Source organism: Pantoea sp. S18, assembly GCF_045689705.1.
Lineage (GTDB): Bacteria > Pseudomonadota > Gammaproteobacteria > Enterobacterales > Enterobacteriaceae > Pantoea > Pantoea symbiotica.
The window spans coordinates 1,866,922-1,886,566 of record NZ_CP142688.1 but is presented as its reverse complement, the minus strand read 5'-3'; the positions used below and the strand labels follow the sequence as shown (position 1 = coordinate 1,886,566).

The 19,645-nt window shown below is 53.8% G+C and carries 22 protein-coding genes; 13 read left to right on the top strand and 9 right to left on the bottom strand.

Going from position 1 to position 19,645, the window contains the following annotated elements; translation table 11 throughout:
• Position 1: 1 nt before the first annotated feature.
• Positions 2–1,123 carry an anhydro-N-acetylmuramic acid kinase gene (gene anmK, locus VIJ98_RS08770; protein WP_258145003.1) on the bottom strand — a complete coding sequence of 374 codons (1,122 nt, stop codon included), beginning with the start codon at positions 1,121–1,123 and terminating at the stop codon, positions 2–4.
• Positions 1,124–1,398: 275 nt separating this feature from the next.
• Here anmK and slyB point away from each other — a divergent pair, with 275 nt between their 5' ends.
• Entirely contained in the window at positions 1,399–1,866 is a 468-nt protein-coding gene (gene slyB, locus VIJ98_RS08765; RefSeq protein WP_008110282.1) for an outer membrane lipoprotein SlyB, read from the top strand.
• 40 nt (positions 1,867–1,906) lie between these two features.
• Here the strand turns inward: slyB and slyA are convergent, their stop codons facing one another.
• Positions 1,907–2,344, bottom strand: a complete 438-nt coding sequence (gene slyA / locus VIJ98_RS08760; protein ID WP_007892783.1) for a transcriptional regulator SlyA — start codon at positions 2,342–2,344, stop codon at positions 1,907–1,909.
• Positions 2,345–2,495: 151 nt separating this feature from the next.
• Between slyA and VIJ98_RS08755 the strand changes: the two genes are divergently transcribed.
• Genes VIJ98_RS08755 through VIJ98_RS08745 form a run of 3 tightly spaced genes read left to right on the top strand, consistent with a single transcriptional unit; the run spans position 2,496 to position 5,604 of the window.
• Positions 2,496–2,732: a DUF1656 domain-containing protein gene (locus VIJ98_RS08755; protein ID WP_008110284.1), complete on the top strand. Its 237-nt coding sequence runs from the start codon at positions 2,496–2,498 to the stop codon at positions 2,730–2,732.
• Positions 2,733–2,738: 6 nt separating this feature from the next.
• A complete protein-coding gene (locus VIJ98_RS08750; protein ID WP_323273438.1) occupies positions 2,739–3,596 on the top strand; it encodes an HlyD family secretion protein in 858 nt (285 codons plus the stop codon).
• A gap of 7 nt (positions 3,597–3,603) precedes the next feature.
• Positions 3,604–5,604 (top strand): FUSC family protein, encoded by a 2,001-nt coding sequence (locus tag VIJ98_RS08745; RefSeq protein WP_323273436.1) that lies wholly within the window; start codon positions 3,604–3,606, stop codon positions 5,602–5,604.
• On the opposite strand, the gene VIJ98_RS08740 is transcribed toward VIJ98_RS08745, so the two are convergent.
• The 4 genes from VIJ98_RS08740 to VIJ98_RS08725 form a co-directional block, all read right to left on the bottom strand.
• Positions 5,605–6,072, bottom strand: coding sequence for a hypothetical protein (locus VIJ98_RS08740; RefSeq protein WP_323273435.1), 468 nt, complete (start codon positions 6,070–6,072; stop codon positions 5,605–5,607).
• A gap of 130 nt (positions 6,073–6,202) precedes the next feature.
• Complete coding sequence (sodC, locus tag VIJ98_RS08735) at positions 6,203–6,721, bottom strand: superoxide dismutase [Cu-Zn] SodC (protein WP_323273433.1); 519 nt, start codon at positions 6,719–6,721, stop codon at positions 6,203–6,205.
• Between the two features lie 80 nt (positions 6,722–6,801).
• Positions 6,802–7,698: an aldo/keto reductase family oxidoreductase gene (locus VIJ98_RS08730; RefSeq protein ID WP_323273431.1), complete on the bottom strand. Its 897-nt coding sequence runs from the start codon at positions 7,696–7,698 to the stop codon at positions 6,802–6,804.
• 72 nt (positions 7,699–7,770) lie between these two features.
• Positions 7,771–8,010, bottom strand: a complete 240-nt coding sequence (locus tag VIJ98_RS08725; protein ID WP_323273429.1) for a DUF1289 domain-containing protein — start codon at positions 8,008–8,010, stop codon at positions 7,771–7,773.
• A gap of 228 nt (positions 8,011–8,238) precedes the next feature.
• On the opposite strand from VIJ98_RS08725, the gene eptA reads away from it, so the two are divergent.
• From eptA to rnt, 5 genes are all read left to right on the top strand, one after another.
• Complete coding sequence (eptA, locus tag VIJ98_RS08720; RefSeq protein ID WP_323273427.1) at positions 8,239–9,876, top strand: phosphoethanolamine transferase EptA; 1,638 nt, start codon at positions 8,239–8,241, stop codon at positions 9,874–9,876.
• A 39-nt stretch (positions 9,877–9,915) separates the two neighbouring features.
• Positions 9,916–10,512, top strand: a complete 597-nt coding sequence (locus tag VIJ98_RS08715) for a TetR/AcrR family transcriptional regulator (protein ID WP_154194150.1) — start codon at positions 9,916–9,918, stop codon at positions 10,510–10,512.
• A 50-nt stretch (positions 10,513–10,562) separates the two neighbouring features.
• Positions 10,563–11,660, top strand: a complete 1,098-nt coding sequence (locus VIJ98_RS08710; RefSeq protein WP_154152437.1) for an alkene reductase — start codon at positions 10,563–10,565, stop codon at positions 11,658–11,660.
• Positions 11,661–11,761: 101 nt separating this feature from the next.
• Positions 11,762–12,169 carry a lactoylglutathione lyase gene (gene gloA / locus VIJ98_RS08705; protein ID WP_007892766.1) on the top strand — a complete coding sequence of 136 codons (408 nt, stop codon included), beginning with the start codon at positions 11,762–11,764 and terminating at the stop codon, positions 12,167–12,169.
• Positions 12,170–12,276: 107 nt separating this feature from the next.
• Positions 12,277–12,945, top strand: coding sequence for a ribonuclease T (gene rnt, locus VIJ98_RS08700; protein ID WP_154152440.1), 669 nt, complete (start codon positions 12,277–12,279; stop codon positions 12,943–12,945).
• A gap of 35 nt (positions 12,946–12,980) precedes the next feature.
• On the opposite strand, the gene VIJ98_RS08695 is transcribed toward rnt, so the two are convergent.
• Positions 12,981–13,316 (bottom strand): Grx4 family monothiol glutaredoxin, encoded by a 336-nt coding sequence (locus VIJ98_RS08695; protein ID WP_175501675.1) that lies wholly within the window; start codon positions 13,314–13,316, stop codon positions 12,981–12,983.
• 364 nt (positions 13,317–13,680) lie between these two features.
• On the opposite strand from VIJ98_RS08695, the gene VIJ98_RS08690 reads away from it, so the two are divergent.
• Positions 13,681–14,472, top strand: a complete 792-nt coding sequence (locus VIJ98_RS08690) for a C40 family peptidase (RefSeq protein WP_061716685.1) — start codon at positions 13,681–13,683, stop codon at positions 14,470–14,472.
• 55 nt (positions 14,473–14,527) lie between these two features.
• On the opposite strand, the gene VIJ98_RS08685 is transcribed toward VIJ98_RS08690, so the two are convergent.
• Entirely contained in the window at positions 14,528–14,617 is a 90-nt protein-coding gene (locus VIJ98_RS08685) for a YnhF family membrane protein (protein WP_007892756.1), read from the bottom strand.
• A gap of 274 nt (positions 14,618–14,891) precedes the next feature.
• Here VIJ98_RS08685 and purR point away from each other — a divergent pair, with 274 nt between their 5' ends.
• A complete protein-coding gene (gene purR / locus VIJ98_RS08680) occupies positions 14,892–15,917 on the top strand; it encodes an HTH-type transcriptional repressor PurR (protein ID WP_008110309.1) in 1,026 nt (341 codons plus the stop codon).
• Here purR and punR read toward each other — a convergent pair.
• Positions 15,914–16,825 (bottom strand): DNA-binding transcriptional activator PunR, encoded by a 912-nt coding sequence (punR, locus tag VIJ98_RS08675; RefSeq protein ID WP_323273420.1) that lies wholly within the window; start codon positions 16,823–16,825, stop codon positions 15,914–15,916. The genes purR and punR overlap by 4 nt on opposite strands.
• Before the next feature lie 110 nt (positions 16,826–16,935).
• Here punR and punC point away from each other — a divergent pair, with 110 nt between their 5' ends.
• Together punC and cfa are read left to right on the top strand one after the other, a co-directional pair.
• Positions 16,936–18,138 carry a purine nucleoside transporter PunC gene (gene punC / locus VIJ98_RS08670; RefSeq protein WP_008110312.1) on the top strand — a complete coding sequence of 401 codons (1,203 nt, stop codon included), beginning with the start codon at positions 16,936–16,938 and terminating at the stop codon, positions 18,136–18,138.
• Positions 18,139–18,449: 311 nt separating this feature from the next.
• Positions 18,450–19,598, top strand: a complete 1,149-nt coding sequence (cfa, locus tag VIJ98_RS08665) for a cyclopropane fatty acyl phospholipid synthase (RefSeq protein ID WP_323273418.1) — start codon at positions 18,450–18,452, stop codon at positions 19,596–19,598.
• The last annotated feature ends 47 nt before the right edge of the window (positions 19,599–19,645 follow it).

The following is a 19,645-nucleotide window of genomic DNA, read 5'->3' as shown; positions in this document are numbered from 1 at the left end:
CTTAACGAATAGGTCGGGGATTGGCCGGATAAATCGCGCCCAATACACTCATCTCCCGCGCGCCGGTTACCGCTGGCAGGTTGCCCGGTAAGCCATTTAATGTGCGAAACGCCAGCCAGGCAAAGGCCAGCGCTTCCATATCGTCACCGCTGATGCCCGCTTCGTCGGTGGTACCCACTTCAGTACCCGACAGATGGGTGGCTAGGCGCGCCATCAGCAGCGGATTTCGGCTGCCTCCGCCGCACACCAACAGACGATCGCAACCGTCGTTGAGCTGCACCTGCTGCGCGATGGTCAACGCCGTCAGCTCAGTCAACGTGGCTTGCACATCTTGTGGTGCCAGCGCTGGGAAACGCTGCAACTGCTGCTCAATCCAGCTGAGATTGAAATATTCGCGTCCGGTACTTTTTGGCGGCGGCAGCGCAAACCACGGATCGCCTAGCATTAACTCCAGCAGCGCCGGAACCACCTGACCGCTGCGCGCCCAGCCGGCATCTTTGTCGTATGGCAAACCTTTATTGCGCCAAATCCACGCATCGATCAGCATATTGCCCGGTCCGGTATCAAAACCGCGCACCGGCTGGCCGGGAATTAATAGCGACAGATTGGCGATGCCGCCAATATTCAGCACCATGCGGCGCTCGACGCTGTCCATTAACAGCGCCTGATGGAAGGCCGGCACCAGCGGCGCGCCCTGCCCGCCGAGCGCCATATCGCGGCGACGAAAATCACCGATCACCGTCACGCCGGTGGCCGCCGCGATCTGGTTGTTATCGCCAATTTGCAGCGTATTGGGCGCATCACTTTGCGGCTCATGCCACACCGTTTGTCCGTGGCAGCCAATCGCCATAATGTCGCTGGCTTCCAGCGACTGCTGGTGCATCAAGGTCAATACCGCCTCGGCGAACAGTTTGCCAAGCCGCGTGTCCAGTTGTCCGAGCTGCGATAGCGTCAATGATTGTCCCTGACAAATGGCCAGCACCTGCTGACGTAATTCCTGCGGGATGGGATGACAATAGCTGGCCTGCTGCGCCACCATTTGCCCATCAATGGCCGCCAGTACCACGTCCACGCCATCAAGGCTGGTGCCGGACATCACGCCAATATAGCGTCCTGATTTCATAGCGGTTCACTCCCTTAACATCATCTGGCTTAAGCCTGGCAAATTACCGGGGCTAATTCTATGATAAAATTCCGCTTTTCAGCGTCACTGCGCAATGTGTCCCAGCTCAGAAATATTTTCTGCAGGTAATTGAATTTTTGTTGATGGGAGACGGTCTATGCTTCGGCCCAGCCGCGTATTATACGGACTTAGAGTCAATTGCCAGTTTTCTGTCTTATACTCTGTGCAGTACAGGATGAGAAATATGGCGTTTTTTTGCATTAAGGAGCGTTCTGATGATTAAGCGTTTTGTAGCCGTGGCGTTGACCGGCTTAACTCTGGCAGGTTGTGCCAACGACAGCACCCTTTCCGGTGACGTTTACAGCGCCAGCGAAGCTAAACAAGTACAAAGTGTTTCCTACGGCACGCTGGTTTCGGTGCGTCCGGTGAAAATCCAGGGCGGCGATGAAAACAACGTGATTGGCGCAATTGGTGGTGCTGTGCTGGGTGGTTTCCTCGGTAACACCATTGGCGGCGGCAGCGGTCGCAGTCTGGCAACCGCAGGCGGTGCGGTACTCGGTGGCGTAGCCGGTCAGGGCGTGCAGGGTGCGGTTAACAAATCTGACGGTGTCGAGCTGGAAATCCGCAAGGATGATGGCAACACCATCATGGTGGTGCAGAAGCAAGCTGCCACCCGTTACTCGGTTGGCCAGCGCGTCGTGATGGCGTCAAACGGCAGCCAGGTTACCGTTTCGCCACGTTAAGCGAATAGATAAAAAAAACCGACGCCTGGCGTCGGTTTTTTTATTTCTCGCGGTTGTGAAACTCGAGAATATTTTTTTCCAGCCGCGCAATCAGCGTCACCATCTGATTGATCTCTTCCAGGCTGATGCCGGAAAGAATGTCATCACGCGTGGCATCAATCACATTCTCAACCTGCTCGATGATCGGCTCAGCTTGCTTGGTCAGCTTGATGCGTTTCGCGCGGCGATCGTTGGCGCAGGTGGCGCGGGTGATCAATCCCTTCTCTTCCAGCTGATCCAGCGTGCGCACCAGTGAAGGCTGCTCAATGCCGATGGCTTTTGCCAGCTGAATCTGAGACTGCTCTGGCGGGAGTTGATGAATATTGTGTAGCGTCACCCAGTGTGTTTGTGTCAACTCGAGCGGTTTTAAGCGCTGATCGATTAACGCGCGCCAAATGCGCACCAGGCGAGACAGATCGGTTCCCAAGGGCGTATCCATTGCATCTCCTTATAATTAGCTTGCTAGCTATTAAGCCAGATTTTACACTATTCTGCGAGTTTACCTGGCAAATTACAAATACCAGGCCTGCATATACGCTTGCCGTCTACGCTCTATTTAGATGATTCCCGGTCAAAAAGGATGATGACACGTGTCCCTAACCGCTTTTTCCCCCAGCGCCCCGCTTACCGACCTGGTGTTCGGTGCGTCGCTGTTTTTCCCGCCGCTGTTTAAAGCGGTGTTACTCGGATTCTTTTTCTGGTTGTTGATTCACCCGCTGATACGCGGCTGGATCTACTCCGGCGATGTCTGGCATCCCACCTTAATGGACCTTTCCCTGTTTGTACTGTGCGTCGCTGGCGCATTGTGGTTACTGAGCCTCGGATAAATCACTATGAAATTCAACCCTTTTAAGTATTTTTCAACTGTAGTGATCTTTGCGCTGGCCCTGCTTGCCGGATGGTGGATGTGGAATTACTACATGCAATCGCCGTGGACGCGTGATGGCAAAGTGCGCGCCGAACTGGTGGATATCACGCCGGAAGTGTCCGGGCGCATCATCGCCCTGGAGGTGCGTGACAATCAGTTCGTGCATAAAGGTGATGTGCTGCTCAAGCTCGATCCGGTGCCGTGGCAAATTGCGCAGTCCAACGCCGAAGCGCAGCTAGCCAAAGCGCAGGCCGATCTGGCGAAAGCGCAGCATGAAGCCAATCGCCGCGCCAGCCTGCCGCGCAACGTCATTTCAGCGGAAGATATGGACGCCGCGCGCTTAACCGCCAATGCCGCCGCATCAACGGCGAAAGCCGCGCAGGCCAGCCTCGATCAGGCACGCTGGAACCTCGATCAAACTACGATTACCGCGCCCACCGATGGCTGGATCAGCAACCTGACGCTGCGTACCGGCAACTATGCCAGCGCCGGTACGCCGCTGTTTGCGCTGGTCGACAGCCACTCTTATTACGTGATGGGTTATTTCGAAGAGACCAAGCTGCGCCATATTCAACCCGGCGCTGCGGCGCAGATTGTGTTGTACAGCAACGGTGCGCGTTTGCAGGGCAAAGTCGAGAGTATCGGACGCGCCATTTACGACCAAAGCGTCGCCAGCGATGGCGGTTTGGTGCCGGATATCAAGCCTAACGTGCCCTGGGTGCGTCTGGCGCAGCGCGTGCCGGTGCGCATTCGCTTAGACGCGTTGCCGGAAGGCGTGCCGCTGGTGGCGGGCACCACCTGCACCATCTCGATCGATCACTGAGGTTGTGATGAATTTTCAGTGGCTGGCCTGGCAAAATCTGCCGTGGATAAAAGCAAGCTGGGGCGAGTGGCGCTACGCGCTGCGTAATGGCATTGCGATGTGTCTCGCCTTGACCATCGCTTATGCGCTGCAACTCGATGAACCCTACTGGGCCATGACATCGGCGGCGGTGGTGAGTTTTCCCACCGTCGGCGGTGCCATCAGTAAAAGTCTGGGGCGTATCGTTGGCAGTTTGCTCGGTGCCAGCGCCGCGCTGCTGATTGCCGGACACACGCTAAACGAGCCCTGGCTGTTTGCCTTTTTCATGGCCGGTTGGCTGGCGTTCTGCACCTGGATCGCCAATCACTACCAAAACAACGTGGCCTACGCGTTTTCGCTGGCGGGATATACCGCCGCCATCATTGCCTTTAGCAGCGTCAATATCACTGATGTCACTCAGCTATGGGATATCGCGCAAGCGCGCGTTTGCGAAGTGATCTCCGGCATTCTTTGCGCCGGATTGATGATGATGATTCTGCCCAGCACCTCGGATGGCAATGCACTGATGAGTTCACTGCGTCAGATGCACGCGCGTTTGCTGGATCATGCGGTGTTATTACTGCAGCAAGGCAGCACCGATAACGTGCGCACCGCCCATGAGAATGTCATTAGCCAGATTCTCACCATGAACTTGCTGCGCATTCAGGCGTTCTGGAGCCACTATCGCTTCCGCCGTCAGAACAACGTGCTGAACTATGTGCTGCATCAGCAGCTGCGTCTGACCAGCGTGCTCTCCAGTCTGCGCCGCATGTTGCTGAACTGGCCCGATGCGCCGCCTGAACTTTACGATGCCATGGCAAAACTGCTGCACGAATTGGCGCAGCCACAGTGTGACAAATACCGTTTGGCGCTGATTTTGCGTGGCATCACGCCATCAGCAACCGGTGATTACCGCCAACGCGCCTTCGTTCAGCGTCTGCGTTATTTCTGCTGGGTCTATCTCAACGTCAATCGCTGGATTCGCCTGATTGAACTCGCCGATGCCGATACCCGTTTTCAACCGCCGTATGCGCCGTCGCTGGCGCGAGAAAGTGACAGCGCAGAAGCCGGCTGGAGCGCCCTGCGCACTTTTAGCGTCATCATGCTGGGTTGCGCCTTTTGGATCACTACGCAATGGGATTCCGGTGCCGCCGCCCTGACGCTCACCGCCATCGCGTGCGTGCTTTACTCTTCCGCCCCTTCGCCGAGCGGCAGCGTCTCGCTATTACTCAAAACCTTGCTGTGGCTGTCGCTGTTTAGTTTTGTGCTGCAGTTCGGTTTAATGGTGCAAATCAGCGCGCTGTGGCAGTTTTTGCTGGTGCTGTTCCCGCTGCTGCTCACCTTGCAGTTGTTCAAACTGCAGCAGAAGAAACGCGCGGGAATGTGGGGGCAGTTCATTGTATTTATGGGATCTTTTATCGCCGTCACCAATCCGCCCGACTGGGATTATCAAAGCTTCCTTAATGACAATATCGCCAAGGTGTGCGGCGTGTTGCTGGCGTGGCTGGCGTTTCAGGTGCTACGTCCCAGTTCCGATGCGCGCCGCAGTCGTCGGCATATTCGCGCCTTGCGCCATGCATTTCTCGATCAGCTACGCCGCAATCCGCGTCTGAGCGAAAGCCACTTTGAATCGCAGATTTATCATCATATTAGTCAGCTCAGTAACAGTCGCGACGAGCAGGCGCGCGTGTGGCTGCTGCGCTGGGGCGTGGTGCTACTCAACTGTTCCCACATTGTCTGGCAGCTGCGCGAATGGCAGCCGACGTCGGCTACGCTCGGGCAAATGCGCGACAGCAGCCTGCAGGATCTGCAACGGATTATGAGTCTGCGCGGCGTGCATCACACTGCGTTGCAGGCCACGCTGGATGAGCTGGAAACCATGATTAATCAGCTGCAGCAGCAAGCAGAGAGCGAAGCCAATACGCTGGTGGGTATTTTGTGGCGCCTGCGCTGCTCTCTCGCCCAGTTAGCGCAGGCGGTGCCGGATTAATCACTGACAATATTGCGTGGTCTGGCGATTAAAATCGTCCTGCAACTGCTGCAGCGATTTCTGTCCTTCGAAGCGGGTTTTGTCCTGATCGGTCATCGGTTCAATCACCAGCGCCTTCTCTTCTGAAGAGTAGATAAAACGTCGATACAAGGTGGTGCCGGTGAAACTTTTACCCTGAATGCCACCGCATACCACCGTCATCGCATGACGATAAGTTTCGCTGTGAGTGAAATTGGTTTCGGTGGCGCTGCGCAGAACGTTTTCGCAGCCTTTGGCTTCCAGACGATGGAGGGTGTGCTGTGTCAGCCATTCACGCCCACGCGCAATCTTTTCACACTGAACACGCAGTGGGTTGGTATCGATGGTGCGTTGCAGTTGTCGACTGGCATCTAAACGCAGCTGTGTGTCGTTGGGTTGATCGCATCCCACCAGCAATAAACATAACAACATCATCCCACGCGCTTTCATTCCTGCCCCTGAAGGTTTTATTCCTGAATCAATATCATAGGACGGAAAAACCGCTGAGAGTAGCAAGAAAATGGGTCAATTTTTTTCAAAGTAAGGAAATCAGGGCGACAAGCTGCTGCCGCCCACGAAGTTAAATTACACCGCAGGCAAAACGCGCCCCGCCGCCGCCGAGCGGTTGCGGATGGTCGGCATGATTATCGCCGCCCACATGCACCATCAAAGCTTTTCCTTTGATTTCACTCAGGGATTTGATACGTGGCGCAACCACCGGATAAGTCGCCTTGCCATCTTCGGTTACAAACAGCGCAGGCAAGTCGCCAAGGTGGCCATCGGCGTACGGGCCAAGATGCTTGCCGGTTTTTTGCGGATCGAGATGTCCGCCCGCCGCACCGGCCGCCACCGTTTTACCGTCTGATTCGCCCGGTTCACAGCTGCCTTTGGCATGCACGTGGAAACCATGAATGCCCGGCTTCAGGCCGCTTAACGCTGGCGTAAATTGCACACCGTACGGCGTTTCGCTGATAGTGACTTTGCCGATTGCCGCTCCGATGCCCTGCGCGGTGGTTTCGTGCAGCGTGACTTCTTCTGACGCCGCCTGCGCGCCTGCGGCGCAGGCCAGAGCCAGCATAACAATGAGGGTTTTCTTCATAACGTCTCCTTACGGTTAGATTCCCTGTAAGCCTGGACTGCTTTCATCCAGGCTGCCGTAATTTGACGCAGCTTTACGCTTTAGGGCACATCGTAGCCGATGGCGGCTTTGCGGATGCGGAACCATTGCTGGCGGTCGAGGGTTAACTGGCAGGCGCCAACCGCTTCTTTCACACGTTCAATTTTGCCTGATCCAATAATCGGCAGCGGACGGCTTGGCAGCTTCATCACCCATGCATACACCACTTGCTCGATATTGCTGGCGCCAATCTCCTGCTTCACCTGCTCCAGCTCATCGCGCAACGGCTGATAGTGCGGATCGTTAAACACGCGGCCGCCGCCGAGGCAGGACCACGCCATTGGGCGGATACGGTTCTGCTGGCACTGATCGAGCGAGCCATCCAGCAGCGACGTTTGCTCCAGCGGGGAGATTTCCAGTTGATTAGTGACCAGACTAAATGGCAAACGCGATTGCAGCAGCGTGAACTGAGACGCAGTGAAGTTAGATACGCCAAAATGGCGCACTTTGCCGCTCTGATGCAGCGCCGTAAAGGCTTCGGCAATTTCATCCGCGTCCATCAACGGATCCGGGCGATGAATCAGCAGCAAATCGAGGTAATCGGTATTGAAATGGCGCAGCGAATTTTCGGCGCTATGCAGAATGTGGCTGGCTTCGGTGATGTAGTGACCAATGCGGTGTTCGGGTTTGGCGCGCGTCGCAATGCCGCATTTAGTGACGATTTGCAGCTTTTCACGCAAACCTGGCGCCAGGCGCAGTGCTTCACCAAAGGCGGCTTCACACTGGTAATCGCCGTAGATATCAGCGTGATCGACAGTGGTGATGCCCAGTGCTAAATGGTGTTCAATAAACTGCACCACATGCTGCGGCGTCATGCCCCACTCCATTAAACGCCAGTAACCGGCAATCAGCGTTGAAAAGGACGGTCCCTGCGGTGCAATAGCCTGCGGTTGTAACATGGTTAAACTCCCCTAAACACGATTCCAGATAACGAAAGCGGGAGTATAACGGAAAGGCAGATCGTCGTTTTCTTAAAACAGTTCCGGTTGTTGTGGATCATGATCTTCATCGACTTTTTGCTGACGCTGCAGACGCAAAAAGCGTTGCTGGCACAAGCGCAGCACATCACGCTTTTGTGCATCGCTGAATTTCATCCAGTTAAAGCGCTCTTCCCGGCTGCGTAAACAGCCACGACAATAGCCACGTGCGTCACTCTGGCAAATGCCACGACACGGGCTGGGAACGGGGAAGAACTCGAGTTGCTCGGCCACATGCACTCCGCAATTAACATCTCAAATCACATTGATAACAGCTTAATGACATTGTGCAAAGAGTATACGGGCATTGCGCATAATCAAGCCATCGCGGCATTTCGTTACGCCTGTTTACCAAAAAGCCAGCATTTAAAGGATTTGGATTGCTTACGTTTAATCTTCGTTAAGGTTTTCCTCATCTTGTCTTCATACGATTGTCACATTACTTCTTACCGTTGAGTTTTCATGAGATTTCCGATCACCTTTCAGTGCGGCACCAACGGATTTAACCTTATTGCCGCCCTGTTTTTCGCATTAGTCCTGAATGCCCTGTTCTTGCTGCGCGCCTGGGAAATGATCCCTTACGATCACGTCCACGATTATCTGTTCGCCGCCAGTATTCCGCTGGTGCTCGCCTCGGCGTTCTATTTTCTCTTCTCGCTAGCCGCCTGGCCTTATCTGCGCAAACCGTTACTGATTGCGCTGGTATTAGTTAGCGCCGCCGCCAATTACTTCATGCACAGTTTTGGCACGGTGATCGACACCAATATGATTCAAAACGTCTTTGAATCCGACCCGCAGGAAGCCGGTGCGCTGATCAGCAGTCGCTATCTACTCTGGATGCTGTTGATGGGGATGGTGCCGGTGGCGCTGATTTGCGGCGTGCGCATCAATAACGGCACGCGCTGGTGGTGGAATCTGCTGCAACGCCTGACGGGCGCACTAGGCGCAATATTAATCATATTGCTGATGGCGGCGCTGTTTTACAAAGATTACGCCTCGCTGATTCGCAACAATAAAAACCTGATCAAGATGATTACTCCGGCCAACGTGGTTAGCGGTACTGGCCACTATGTCGATCAACGCTATCTGCAAGGTAGTCAGGAATTGGTAAAAATTGGCGAGGATGCCCACAAAGGCCCATTAATCTCCGCAGCAACCAAGAAAACGCTGGTGGTGTTAGTGGTGGGTGAAACCGCGCGCGCCGAGAATTTCTCGCTGGGTGGCTACGCGCGTGACACCAATCCGGAGCTGAAAAAACAGCAGGTCATTTACTATCCCAACGCCATTTCCTGTGGCACAGAAACCGCTATATCGGTGCCCTGCATGTTCTCCAATATGCCACGCGTGCATTACGACGCGAATCTGGCGCATCATCAGGAAGGCGTGCTTGATATCCTGGCGCATGCCGGCGTGAGCGTGCTGTGGCGCGAAAACGATGGTGGTTGCAAAGGCGCCTGCGACCGCGTGCCGCACACCGACATGACACAGTGGAAACTGCCGCAATATTGTCACGATGGGTTTTGCCAGGATGATGTGTTGCTGCATCGTCTTGATAACTATATTGATAGCCTGCATAACGACGGCATTATTGTACTGCATCAAATGGGCAGCCACGGTCCAGCCTATTATCAGCGTTATCCGGCTGAGTTCCGCCGTTTTACGCCCACCTGTGACAGCAAACAGATTCAGGATTGCGATCATCAGGCATTGGTGAATACCTACGACAACTCGCTGCTGTATACCGACGCCATGCTGAGCCGCACCATCGATAAGCTCAAAGGCCTGAGCGATCGCTTCAATGTGGCGCTGGTCTATCTCTCCGATCACGGCGAATCACTTGGCGAACGCGGGATATATCTGCACGGTGCGCCTTATATGTTTGCGCCCTCACAGCAAACACACATTCCTCTGCTGATGTGGATGTCACCGGGATACGCGGCGGCGAATCACATCAATGAAGCCTGTTTGCGCCAGCAAGCTGCCGATGCAAAGGTGTCGCAAGATAATCTTTTCCATACGCTTTTAGGCATGTTCAACATCCAGACGCAGCAGTATCAACCGCAGTTGGATATGAACAGATCGTGCCAAACCGCCGCCTGAGGGTTGCGCTAGACTGACTGGTCTAATAACCTGCGACCCATGAACAAGACTCTGCAACGCAACGATACCCGTGAACATCTGCTCGCTATTGGCGAGCAGGTTTGTTTACAGCGCGGCTTTACCGGCATGGGTTTGATCGAGATGCTGGCGCTGGCGGAAGTCACTAAAGGCTCGTTCTACCACTATTTCGGTTCGAAAGAGGCCTTTGGCGTGGCGCTGATTGAGCGCTACTTCGCCCACTTCCAGCAACAGATTGATCAGCAGCTAAATCTGCCCGGTTTACCGCCGAGCGAACGCCTGTTAGCGCATTTCCGCTACGGTGAAAGGCTGTTTATCGAGCAAGGTCATATTGTTGGCTGCCTTGGCGTGAAATTGTCAGCCGAAGTGTGCGATCTCTCCGAGCCCATGCGCGATGCCCTGCAACAAGGTGCCAATGCCATCATCGCTGCCTACACGCGCTGTTTGACTGAGGTAGCCGCTGAGCAGCCGCTGCCGTTTGGGCAAACGCCGCAGCAGCTGGCGCAGCGCTGCTATTTGTTGTGGCTGGGAGCCAGCTTGCAGAGCAAGATTTCCCGAGAGCCGGGTCCGATTAGCCTGGCGCTCGAAACCATCGAACAGTGGCTTATAAGTCACTGATTTTTAAAAATTGTCGTTACTAGACGACCGGTCTTCCTGGAGCAATCAATATGGCGAGTAAGCAGCTGTTCTCCCCACTCAAAGTGGGCGCGATTACCGTACCGAACCGCATTTTTATGGCCCCATTGACGCGCCTGCGCAGCATTGAGCCGGGCGATATTCCGACGCCACTGATGGCAGAATATTATCAGCAGCGCGCCAGTGCCGGTTTGATCATCACCGAAGCCACCCAGATCTCTTTCCAGGCGAAAGGCTATGCCGGTGCGCCGGGTCTGCACACACAGCAGCAAATTGCCGCGTGGAAAATGATTAACGAAGGCATTCATGCCGCTAACGGTCACAGCGCCGTGCAGCTGTGGCACACCGGCCGCATTTCTCATAACAGCGTGCAGCCAGAAGGCAAAGCACCGGTCGCACCTACCGCGCTGGCGGCAGGTACGCGCACTTCCCTGCGCGCTACGGATGGTTCGGTCTACCGTGAAGACACCTCAGTGCCGCGCGAGCTGTCAGTGGCTGAAATTCAGCAAATCGTCAAAGATTTTGGTCAGGCCGCCGCCAATGCGCGCGAAGCCGACTTCGACCTGCTGGAGCTGCACTCCGCGCACGGTTACCTGATGCATCAGTTCCTCGCACCCGGCTCAAATCAGCGTAGCGATGAGTACGGCGGTTCGATTGAGAAACGTGGTCGTTTCGCGCTGGAAGTGGTGGATGCGGCGATTGCTAACTGGTCTGCCGATCGTATCGGTATCCGCGTTTCGCCAATCGGTGCCTTCCAGAATCTGGAAAATGGCCCGGAAGAAGAGAAAGCAGCGTTGTGGTACATCGCCGAGCTGGGCAAACGCGGCATCGCCTATCTGCACCTTTCTGAGCCAGACTGGGCAGGCGGACAGCCATACAGCGATGCATTCCGTGAGAAAGTGCGTGCGCTGTTCCCAGGCGTGATTATCGGTGCCGGTGCCTACACCGTTGAGAAAGCGGATGATCTGATTGCGCGCGGCCTGATTGACGCGGTGGCGTTTGGTCGCGACTTTATCGCTAACCCGGATCTGGTTGCTCGTTTGCAGCAAGATGCGCCACTCAATCCGCAGCGTCCTGAGAGCTTCTACGGCGGCGGCGCGGAAGGCTATACCGATTATCCAACCCTGTAAGAAAATGGCTGCCGCGTCGGATAGGCGGCAGCGTTGTTTCATCAGTGTGTATACTTAGTTGTCTTGTCATTCACTGATGACGTTTTAAAAAAGAGGATGTTATGCGTTTACTTCACACCATGTTACGCGTTGGCGATTTGCAACGTTCTATCGATTTCTACACCCGCGTGCTCGGCATGCGCGTGCTGCGTCAGAGCGAAAACACCGAGTACAAATACACGCTGGCATTCGTTGGCTACACCGAAGAGAGCGAAGGCGCGGTAATTGAGCTGACTTACAACTGGGGCGTGGATAAATACGATCTCGGCAACGCTTACGGCCATATCGCGCTGGGCGTGGACAACGTGGCTGACACCTGCGAACGCATTCGCAGCGCGGGCGGCAACGTGACGCGTGAAGCGGGCCCGGTAAAAGGCGGTTCTACCATTATTGCGTTTGTTGAAGATCCAGACGGCTACAAGATCGAACTGATTGAAAACAAACATGCCGGTCACGGCTTAGGCAACTAAGGTTGCTGGTCAGCCTGCTAATTGCAGGCTGACTTCCCTCTCCTGCTGCACCCTCCTGCGATTTTTGCCATAATGCGCGCTGCCCTATTTATTGCCATGAGATCCTGATGTCTGAATCGAACGCTTTAAACGCTCTCCACCAACGCTTCCGCGGTTTTTATCCTGTTGTGATCGACGTTGAAACCGCAGGTTTCAATGCACAAACCGATGCACTGCTGGAAATTGCAGCCACAACGCTGAAAATGGATGAAGACGGCTGGTTGCACCGCGATGAAACGCTGCATTTCCATGTGGAACCGTTTGAAGGCGCCATTCTGAATCCTGCGGCGCTGGCGTTTACCGGCATCGATCCCACCAATCCGCTGCGCGGTGCGGTAAGCGAATATGAAGCGCTGCATGCGATTTTTAAAATGGTGCGCAAAGGCACCAAAGATAGCGGCTGCAATCGCGCGATTATCGTGGCGCACAATGCCACTTTCGATCTCAACTTCGTGATGGCGGCCGCAGAGCGCGCCAGCCTGAAGCGCAATCCGTTCCACCCTTTTGCTACGTTTGATACCGCAGCGTTAAGTGGTTTGGTGCTGGGGCAAACCGTGTTGGCGAAAGCCTGTAAAGCGGCGGGAATGGAGTTTGATAGTACGCAAGCGCATTCGGCGCTGTATGACACCGAGCAAACCGCGACGCTGTTTTGTGAGTTGGTGAACCGCTGGAAACGTCTGGGCGGCTGGCCGCTGGCTTTCAGTGAAGAATCCGCAGACGACGCGTCTGCCGAGTAAGCAAAGAAAAGGCCGACATTTGTCGGCCTTCTGCATTATTCCGCTTCTTTATACTTCTCAGCGGTCTCTTTCAGCAGTGGCTGAAGTTCACCGCGCTGGAACATCTCAACGATGATGTCGCAGCCGCCGACCAGTTCACCATCTACCCACAGCTGCGGGAAGGTTGGCCAGTTAGCGTATTTTGGCATTTCAGCACGAATGTCCGGGTTCTGCAGAATGTCCACGTATGCGAAACGCTCGCCACACGCAGAAAGCGCCTGCACGGCTTGCGCCGAGAAACCGCAGCTTGGCAGCTTTGGAGAACCTTTCATGTACAGCAGAATCGGGTTTTCTGCGATCTGACGCTGAATTTTTTCAACAGTACTCATTATTGCCTTCCTTAATCTTCTACTTCGTGTTTGTTTATTGTAGCGATTTCGCTCCCGGACTGAAAACGGGATTTTGCGTTTGCACTGGCTAATCGCCATGTTTGTTAAGTTAACGCATGACAAATAACATTTTCATATCATTAATTGGCATTAATAAATTAATAATTAGCAATAGTTTCGCTGCGTTAACCAGCTGAAATCGCTCATTTTTGCTACAGAATCAATCTGGTAACATATTAATGGAAAAAGGCCTTACCTTTTGGAAAAAAAGTGGATTAGAATTGCCTCGGCGCTGATCGCTTGATCAGATTTCTCTCACTTTAACGCAGTCTGCTTTCATTCAGCCTGCTTAACCTGTAACCGGATTATGCGTCTACTAATTACGCTTTTCATACTGGCTTTCGCCCAACTGTTTTTTAATGTGGCTGCTGCATCTCCGCATGCGCCCGTTAATGCCAGTTCGCTTAAAGCAGAGAAAAAGAGCGCACGTGAAGACGAGCGCCGCAAACGACGCCCGGTGAAAACCACCACCAAAAAATCGCGCCTGACTGCTGTTCAAAAATTCAAACTCAAAAAACAGACCAAAACAGAAACCGCGCTGCACAAGACCACCAGCAAAAAATCCCCGCTGAAACTCTCTGCTAAGAAATACGGTCATCAACGTTTAGCGAAGAAAACACCAGAGATCGCCGTCGATGATGAAGCGTTAGCGCTGACCGGCATCAAAATGAGTAAGGCGCACCGCCAGCGTTATCAAAAAGCGCGTGAAACAGCGATGACCAAATTGATGGGCCAACTCGGCAAACCTTATCAGTGGGGCGGCACTTCGCCACACACCGGTTTCGATTGCAGCGGCTTAGTGTGGTACGCCTATAAAGATTTGGTGAAATTCAAATTCCCGCGCACCGCCAATGAGATGTATCACCTGCGCGATGCGGCACCGATTAAGCGTGAAATGCTGGAGAAAGGTGATCTGGTGTTCTTCCGCATTAATAATCGCGGCACCGCCGATCATGTTGGCGTGTATCTCGGCAACGGGAAATTCATTCAGTCGCCGCGTACCGGCAAAGATATTCAGATTAGCGCACTGGGTGAGGATTACTGGCAGAAACACTATGTGGGCGCGCGTCGCATGATGACGCCAAAAACTATTCGCTAACTGTTGCGCAACAATCATAAAAAGCCGGATGCTGTTCTCAGCTCCGGCTTTTTTGTTAATGCATGATCGCGGTAAAGCTGAAGGCGATAATCATCAACAGTGCGCCAACGGTGGTCATTAGCGCCAGCTTCAGGTCGGTATTCATCACAACTCCTTAGTCACACAATTATTAGGGTTAAGGCGATTTTCGCACAGCAATGGGCAAAAATCTCGTGTTATCCGCGCCAGCTTGTTAGAATCGCCGCCTTTCGTTGCGCAACAGATTTTGCGCGTGCTGTATTTACAGCGTGATGAAGTGATTTCGCCTGCTAAAACACACCGTTTTGCCCGCTTTTTTGGGCTATAAAAGCATTAGCAGACGCAAACGTTTAACAATATACTTATCAGTAAGTTGCGATAAGCCCAGGAGTACCATTTTCATGGCAACAATTAAAGATGTCGCAAAACGCGCGGGTGTCTCAACCACCACGGTTTCGCATGTCATCAACAAAACGCGTTTCGTTGCGGAAGAGACGCGTAACGCCGTATGGGAAGCGATCAAAGAATTACACTACTCGCCCAGTGCCGTGGCGCGTAGTCTCAAAGTTAATCACACCAAAACCTTAGGTTTGCTGGCGACCTCCAGCGAAGCGCCCTATTTCGCTGAAATTATCGAAGCGGTGGAGAACCGTTGTTTCGAACGCGGGTACACGCTGATTCTCGGCAATGCGCACAACGATCTGCAAAAGCAGCGTGCTTACCTGTCGATGATGGCGCAAAAGCGCGTCGATGGCTTGCTGGTGATGTGTTCTGAGTATCCAGACGATTTGCTGCAGATGCTGGAAGAGAACCGCAACATTCCCATGGTGGTGATGGATTGGGGTGCATCGCGCGGTGATTTCACCGATACCGTGCAAGACAATGCGTTTCAGGGCGGCTATCTCGCCGGGCGTTATCTGATTGAACGCGGTCATCGAGATATCGGTGCCATTCCCGGCCAGATGGAGCGCAACACCGGCGGCGGCCGTCACGCTGGCTTCCTGCAGGCAATGAACGAAGCGGGCATTACGGTGCGTCCGGAATGGGTAGTTCAGGGCGACTTTGAGCCTGAATCGGGCTATCAGGCGATGCAGCAGATTTTAAATCAGAAACAGCGCCCAACAGCGGTGTTCTGCGGTGGCGATATTATGGCGATGGGCGCGATTTGCGCTGCTGATGAGATGGGTTTGCGCGTACCGCAGGATATCTCAGTCATCGGCTACGATAATGTGCGCAACGCGCGCTATTTCACGCCAGCGCTGACCACCGTGCATCAGCCAAAAGCCGAACTGGGTGAAAAAGCGCTGGAAATGCTACTGGATCGCATCACCAGCAAGCGTGAAGATCCGCAAACCATTGAGGTTCAGCCAACGCTGATTGAGCGCCGTTCGGTGGCGTACGGTCCGTTCCGCGACTATCGCCGCTAAGCCGACAATTCGCTGAGCCATTCGTGGTTCAGCGTTTCGGCATCCCCGAGATAAGCCAGTAACCACTCCAGCGCCGGTGACGCGCGCTGTTCTGACCAGCTGACGCAGCACGGACTGTCCGGAAAGGCCTGCGGCAGTGCCAGTTCCACCAGTTTATGGCTGTCCAGCAGAGGACGCGCCAGATGGCCTGGCGCCATGCCGACGCATAATCCTGCCAGCAAACAATCCATCCCGGTTTCCCACTCTGGCACCACCAGACGTCGCTGATTATCCAGCGTCCATGTCATACGGCGCGGCAACGCACGCGAGGTATCCTCCAGCACCAGCGATGGCCATACTCGCAATGTTTCATCATCCAGCTCCGTGCTGTTAACCAACGGATGATCCGGACTTACAACACAACGCCAGTTCAACGCGCCCATATCCTGAAAGGCAAAACGTCCGCCCACCGGAATCGCCTGGGTTGCGCCAATCGCCACATCAACCCGGCCATCTGCCAATGCATCCCACACGCCGTTAAACACTTCGTAGCTGATAATCAGCTCCATATCGGGAAAGTGGCGATAGAAATCCTTCACTAACTGCCGCGTGCGCTGCGGTTTAACGATGCAATCAACCGCGATGCTTAGCTCCCCGCGCCAGCCATTTGCCAGTTGCTGACACTGTCGACGGGTTGCCAGCATTTTTTTGATAACAGATCGTCCTTCACGTACAAAATGCTCGCCCGCCGGTGTCATCACCACTTCGCGGTGCTGACGCTCAAACAGCGGCACCGCCAGCCAGCTTTCCAGCTGGCGCACGGTATAGCTGACGGCAGAAGGCACACGATGCAGCTCCTGCGCTGCCGCACTAAAACTGCCAGTGCGCGCCACCGCATCCACCACTTCAAGCGCATATTCTGACCACATAATTTTGCCTTCAAAAAATTTAACAGCACTATGCAAATATTAGCGTTTCACAAAGCGCGTTGCATCCTTTTACACTCCCCGGCGTTCAACCTGCCCAAAAGAGAATCACCATGTTGTCGTCTAAAGCATTTATGCCTTATCTCGCCGTGCTCAGCATGCTCGGCTTTCTTGCCACGGATATGTATTTACCCGCCTTTGGCGATATGCAGCGTGATTTCGCGAGCGCACCCGGCACCATCAGCGCCAGCCTGAGTCTGTTTCTCGGCGGTTTCGCCTGTGCCCAGGTATTTTGGGGGCCGCTGTCAGATCGTTACGGCCGTAAACCCATTTTGCTGGCGGGGTTAGCCATCTTCGCCCTTGGTTGTCTGGGGATGCTTTGGGTGACCGATGTCCGCCTGATGCTGGCGCTGCGTTTTGTGCAGGCGATTGGTGTGTGTGCGGCTGCCGTGAGCTGGCAGGCGCTGGTGGTGGATCACTATCCAAAAGCCAAAGCCAATAAAGTGTTTGCCACGATTATGCCGCTGGTTGCGCTGTCTCCGGCGCTGGCACCGCTGCTCGGCGCCTGGCTTATCGGCCACTTCCACTGGCGCAGCATCTTTATCACGCTAACGCTGGTTGCCGTGGTGTTGCTGATCGGTACGCTGCAGTTAACCTCGCCTAAGCGCGAGAAAGTTGCGTCAGGCAAACAACCCGGCTGGTTGACCTTGCTGGGTACTCGCGTTTACAGCGGTAACGTCTTGATCTACTCGGCGTGTTCAGCGAGCTTTTTTGCCTGGCTGACGGGATCACCTTTCATTCTCGCCGCTGCTGGCCTGACGCCGGGCGATATTGGCCTGAGCTATATTCCGCAGACCATTGCGTTTCTGATTGGTGGCTTTGGCTGCCGCACGCTGTTAAATCGTTATCAGGGCGCGCAACTCCTGCCGTGGTTGCTGGTGTTGTATAGCCTGAGCATCCTGAGTCTGTTTGTCATCGCCCTGATGCCTTCCGCGCCGCTGTTTGTATTGTTGATGCCCTTCTGCGGCATGGCGCTGGCCAATGGTGCGATCTATCCGATTGTGGTTGCCAGCGCATTAGCGCCCTTCCCGCACGCCACTGGTAAAGCCGCAGGATTACAGAACTTATTCCAGTTAGGATTATGCTTTGTTGCCAGCCTGCTGGTCTCCGCCGGTCTTGAGCAGGCGCTGTTCAACACCACGTTAGTGATGGTCGCCACCGTGGTACTGGCGTGGGCGGGCTTTGTCTGCCAGCGATCGCTAAACGCACAAAGTGATATTGCCCACACTTCCCGTCCCTGCGAAGATAATCTCTAAGTCAACGCTTTTCGTTAGCAAACTAACGATAACCCGTTGAATATTGACCCACGTGAGCATATACTCTGTGGGTCAGTAATTCTGTATTAAATCAATAATATAAATGTAATACCTTTAGCGACACTGTCGCGGGATGGCGTCTGCACATTATCCGGTGCGGCGACCCACTTTTCTGCTCAAATTCATACCTCTGTACTACGTCGTACAACGTCGGATTTCTGGCGCACGGATTTTCCGTGAGTTCTCTCACAGGTCTTGGGAAATTGGCTATTCTTTTTCTCAGGTTCAGATCGGAAGGTGATGGAGAAGCTATGAGTTCATCTGTTATAGAAGAAGTGAGCCTTGAAGAAAACCATTGGTATCGGATCGTCAATGAACTGCTAGAGCGGGCTGATATTGCAGTTAATGGCACTCGTCCCTGGGATATTCAGGTAAAGCATCCAGATTTTTTTAAACGCGTTCTTGAGGAAGGATCGCTCGGATTAGGTGAAAGTTACATGGATGGTTGGTGGGAGTGCGAACAGCTCGATATGTTCTTCCATCGCGTTTTAAAACACCATCTGGATAAACAATTACCCCGGCATTTTAAAGATACGTTGCGCATCGCCGCCGCGCGTCTCACTAATTTGCAATCAAAAAAACGCGCCTGGATTGTGGGTAAAGAGCATTATGACCTTGGTAATGATCTATTCTCACTGATGCTTGATCCTTATATGCAATATTCCTGCGGCTACTGGAAAGACGCTGATACCCTGGAAAACGCGCAGCAAGCCAAACTGGATATGATATGCCGCAAGTTGGAACTTGAACCGGGTATGATGCTGTTGGATATCGGTTGTGGCTGGGGCGGACTGGCAGAATACGCTGCGCGCCATTATGGCGTCACGGTGCATGGCGTGACTATTTCAGCAGAGCAACAAAAACTGGCACAACAACGCTGTGAAGGACTGGATGTCACTATATTACTGCAGGACTATCGCGACCTGAATAATCAATATGATCGCATCGTTTCTGTCGGTATGTTTGAACATGTCGGGCCGAAAAACTATGCCACTTATTTTGATGTTGCTGACCGCAACCTCAAACCAGACGGCATATTTTTGCTGCACACCATTGGCGCCCTCACCACAGATATGAATGTCGATCCGTGGATTGATAAATATATTTTCCCGAACGGCTGTTTGCCGTCAGTGCGTCAAATCGCTGATGCCAGTGAGCCGCATTTCGTCATGGAAGACTGGCATAACTTTGGCGCAGATTACGATACGACGTTAATGGCATGGTACGAACGTTTTCAGGCGGCGTGGCCGCAGCTGGCTGAGAAATATGGCGAACGTTTTAAACGTATGTTCGACTATTATCTCAACGCCTGCGCCGGTGCGTTTCGTGCCCGTGATATTCAGCTGTGGCAGGTAGTATTCAGTCGTGGCAAGGATGGCGGTTTACGCGTTGCGCGTTAATAAGCTTTGAAATGAATCAAGGCGCCGCATGGCGCCTTTTTTTACGG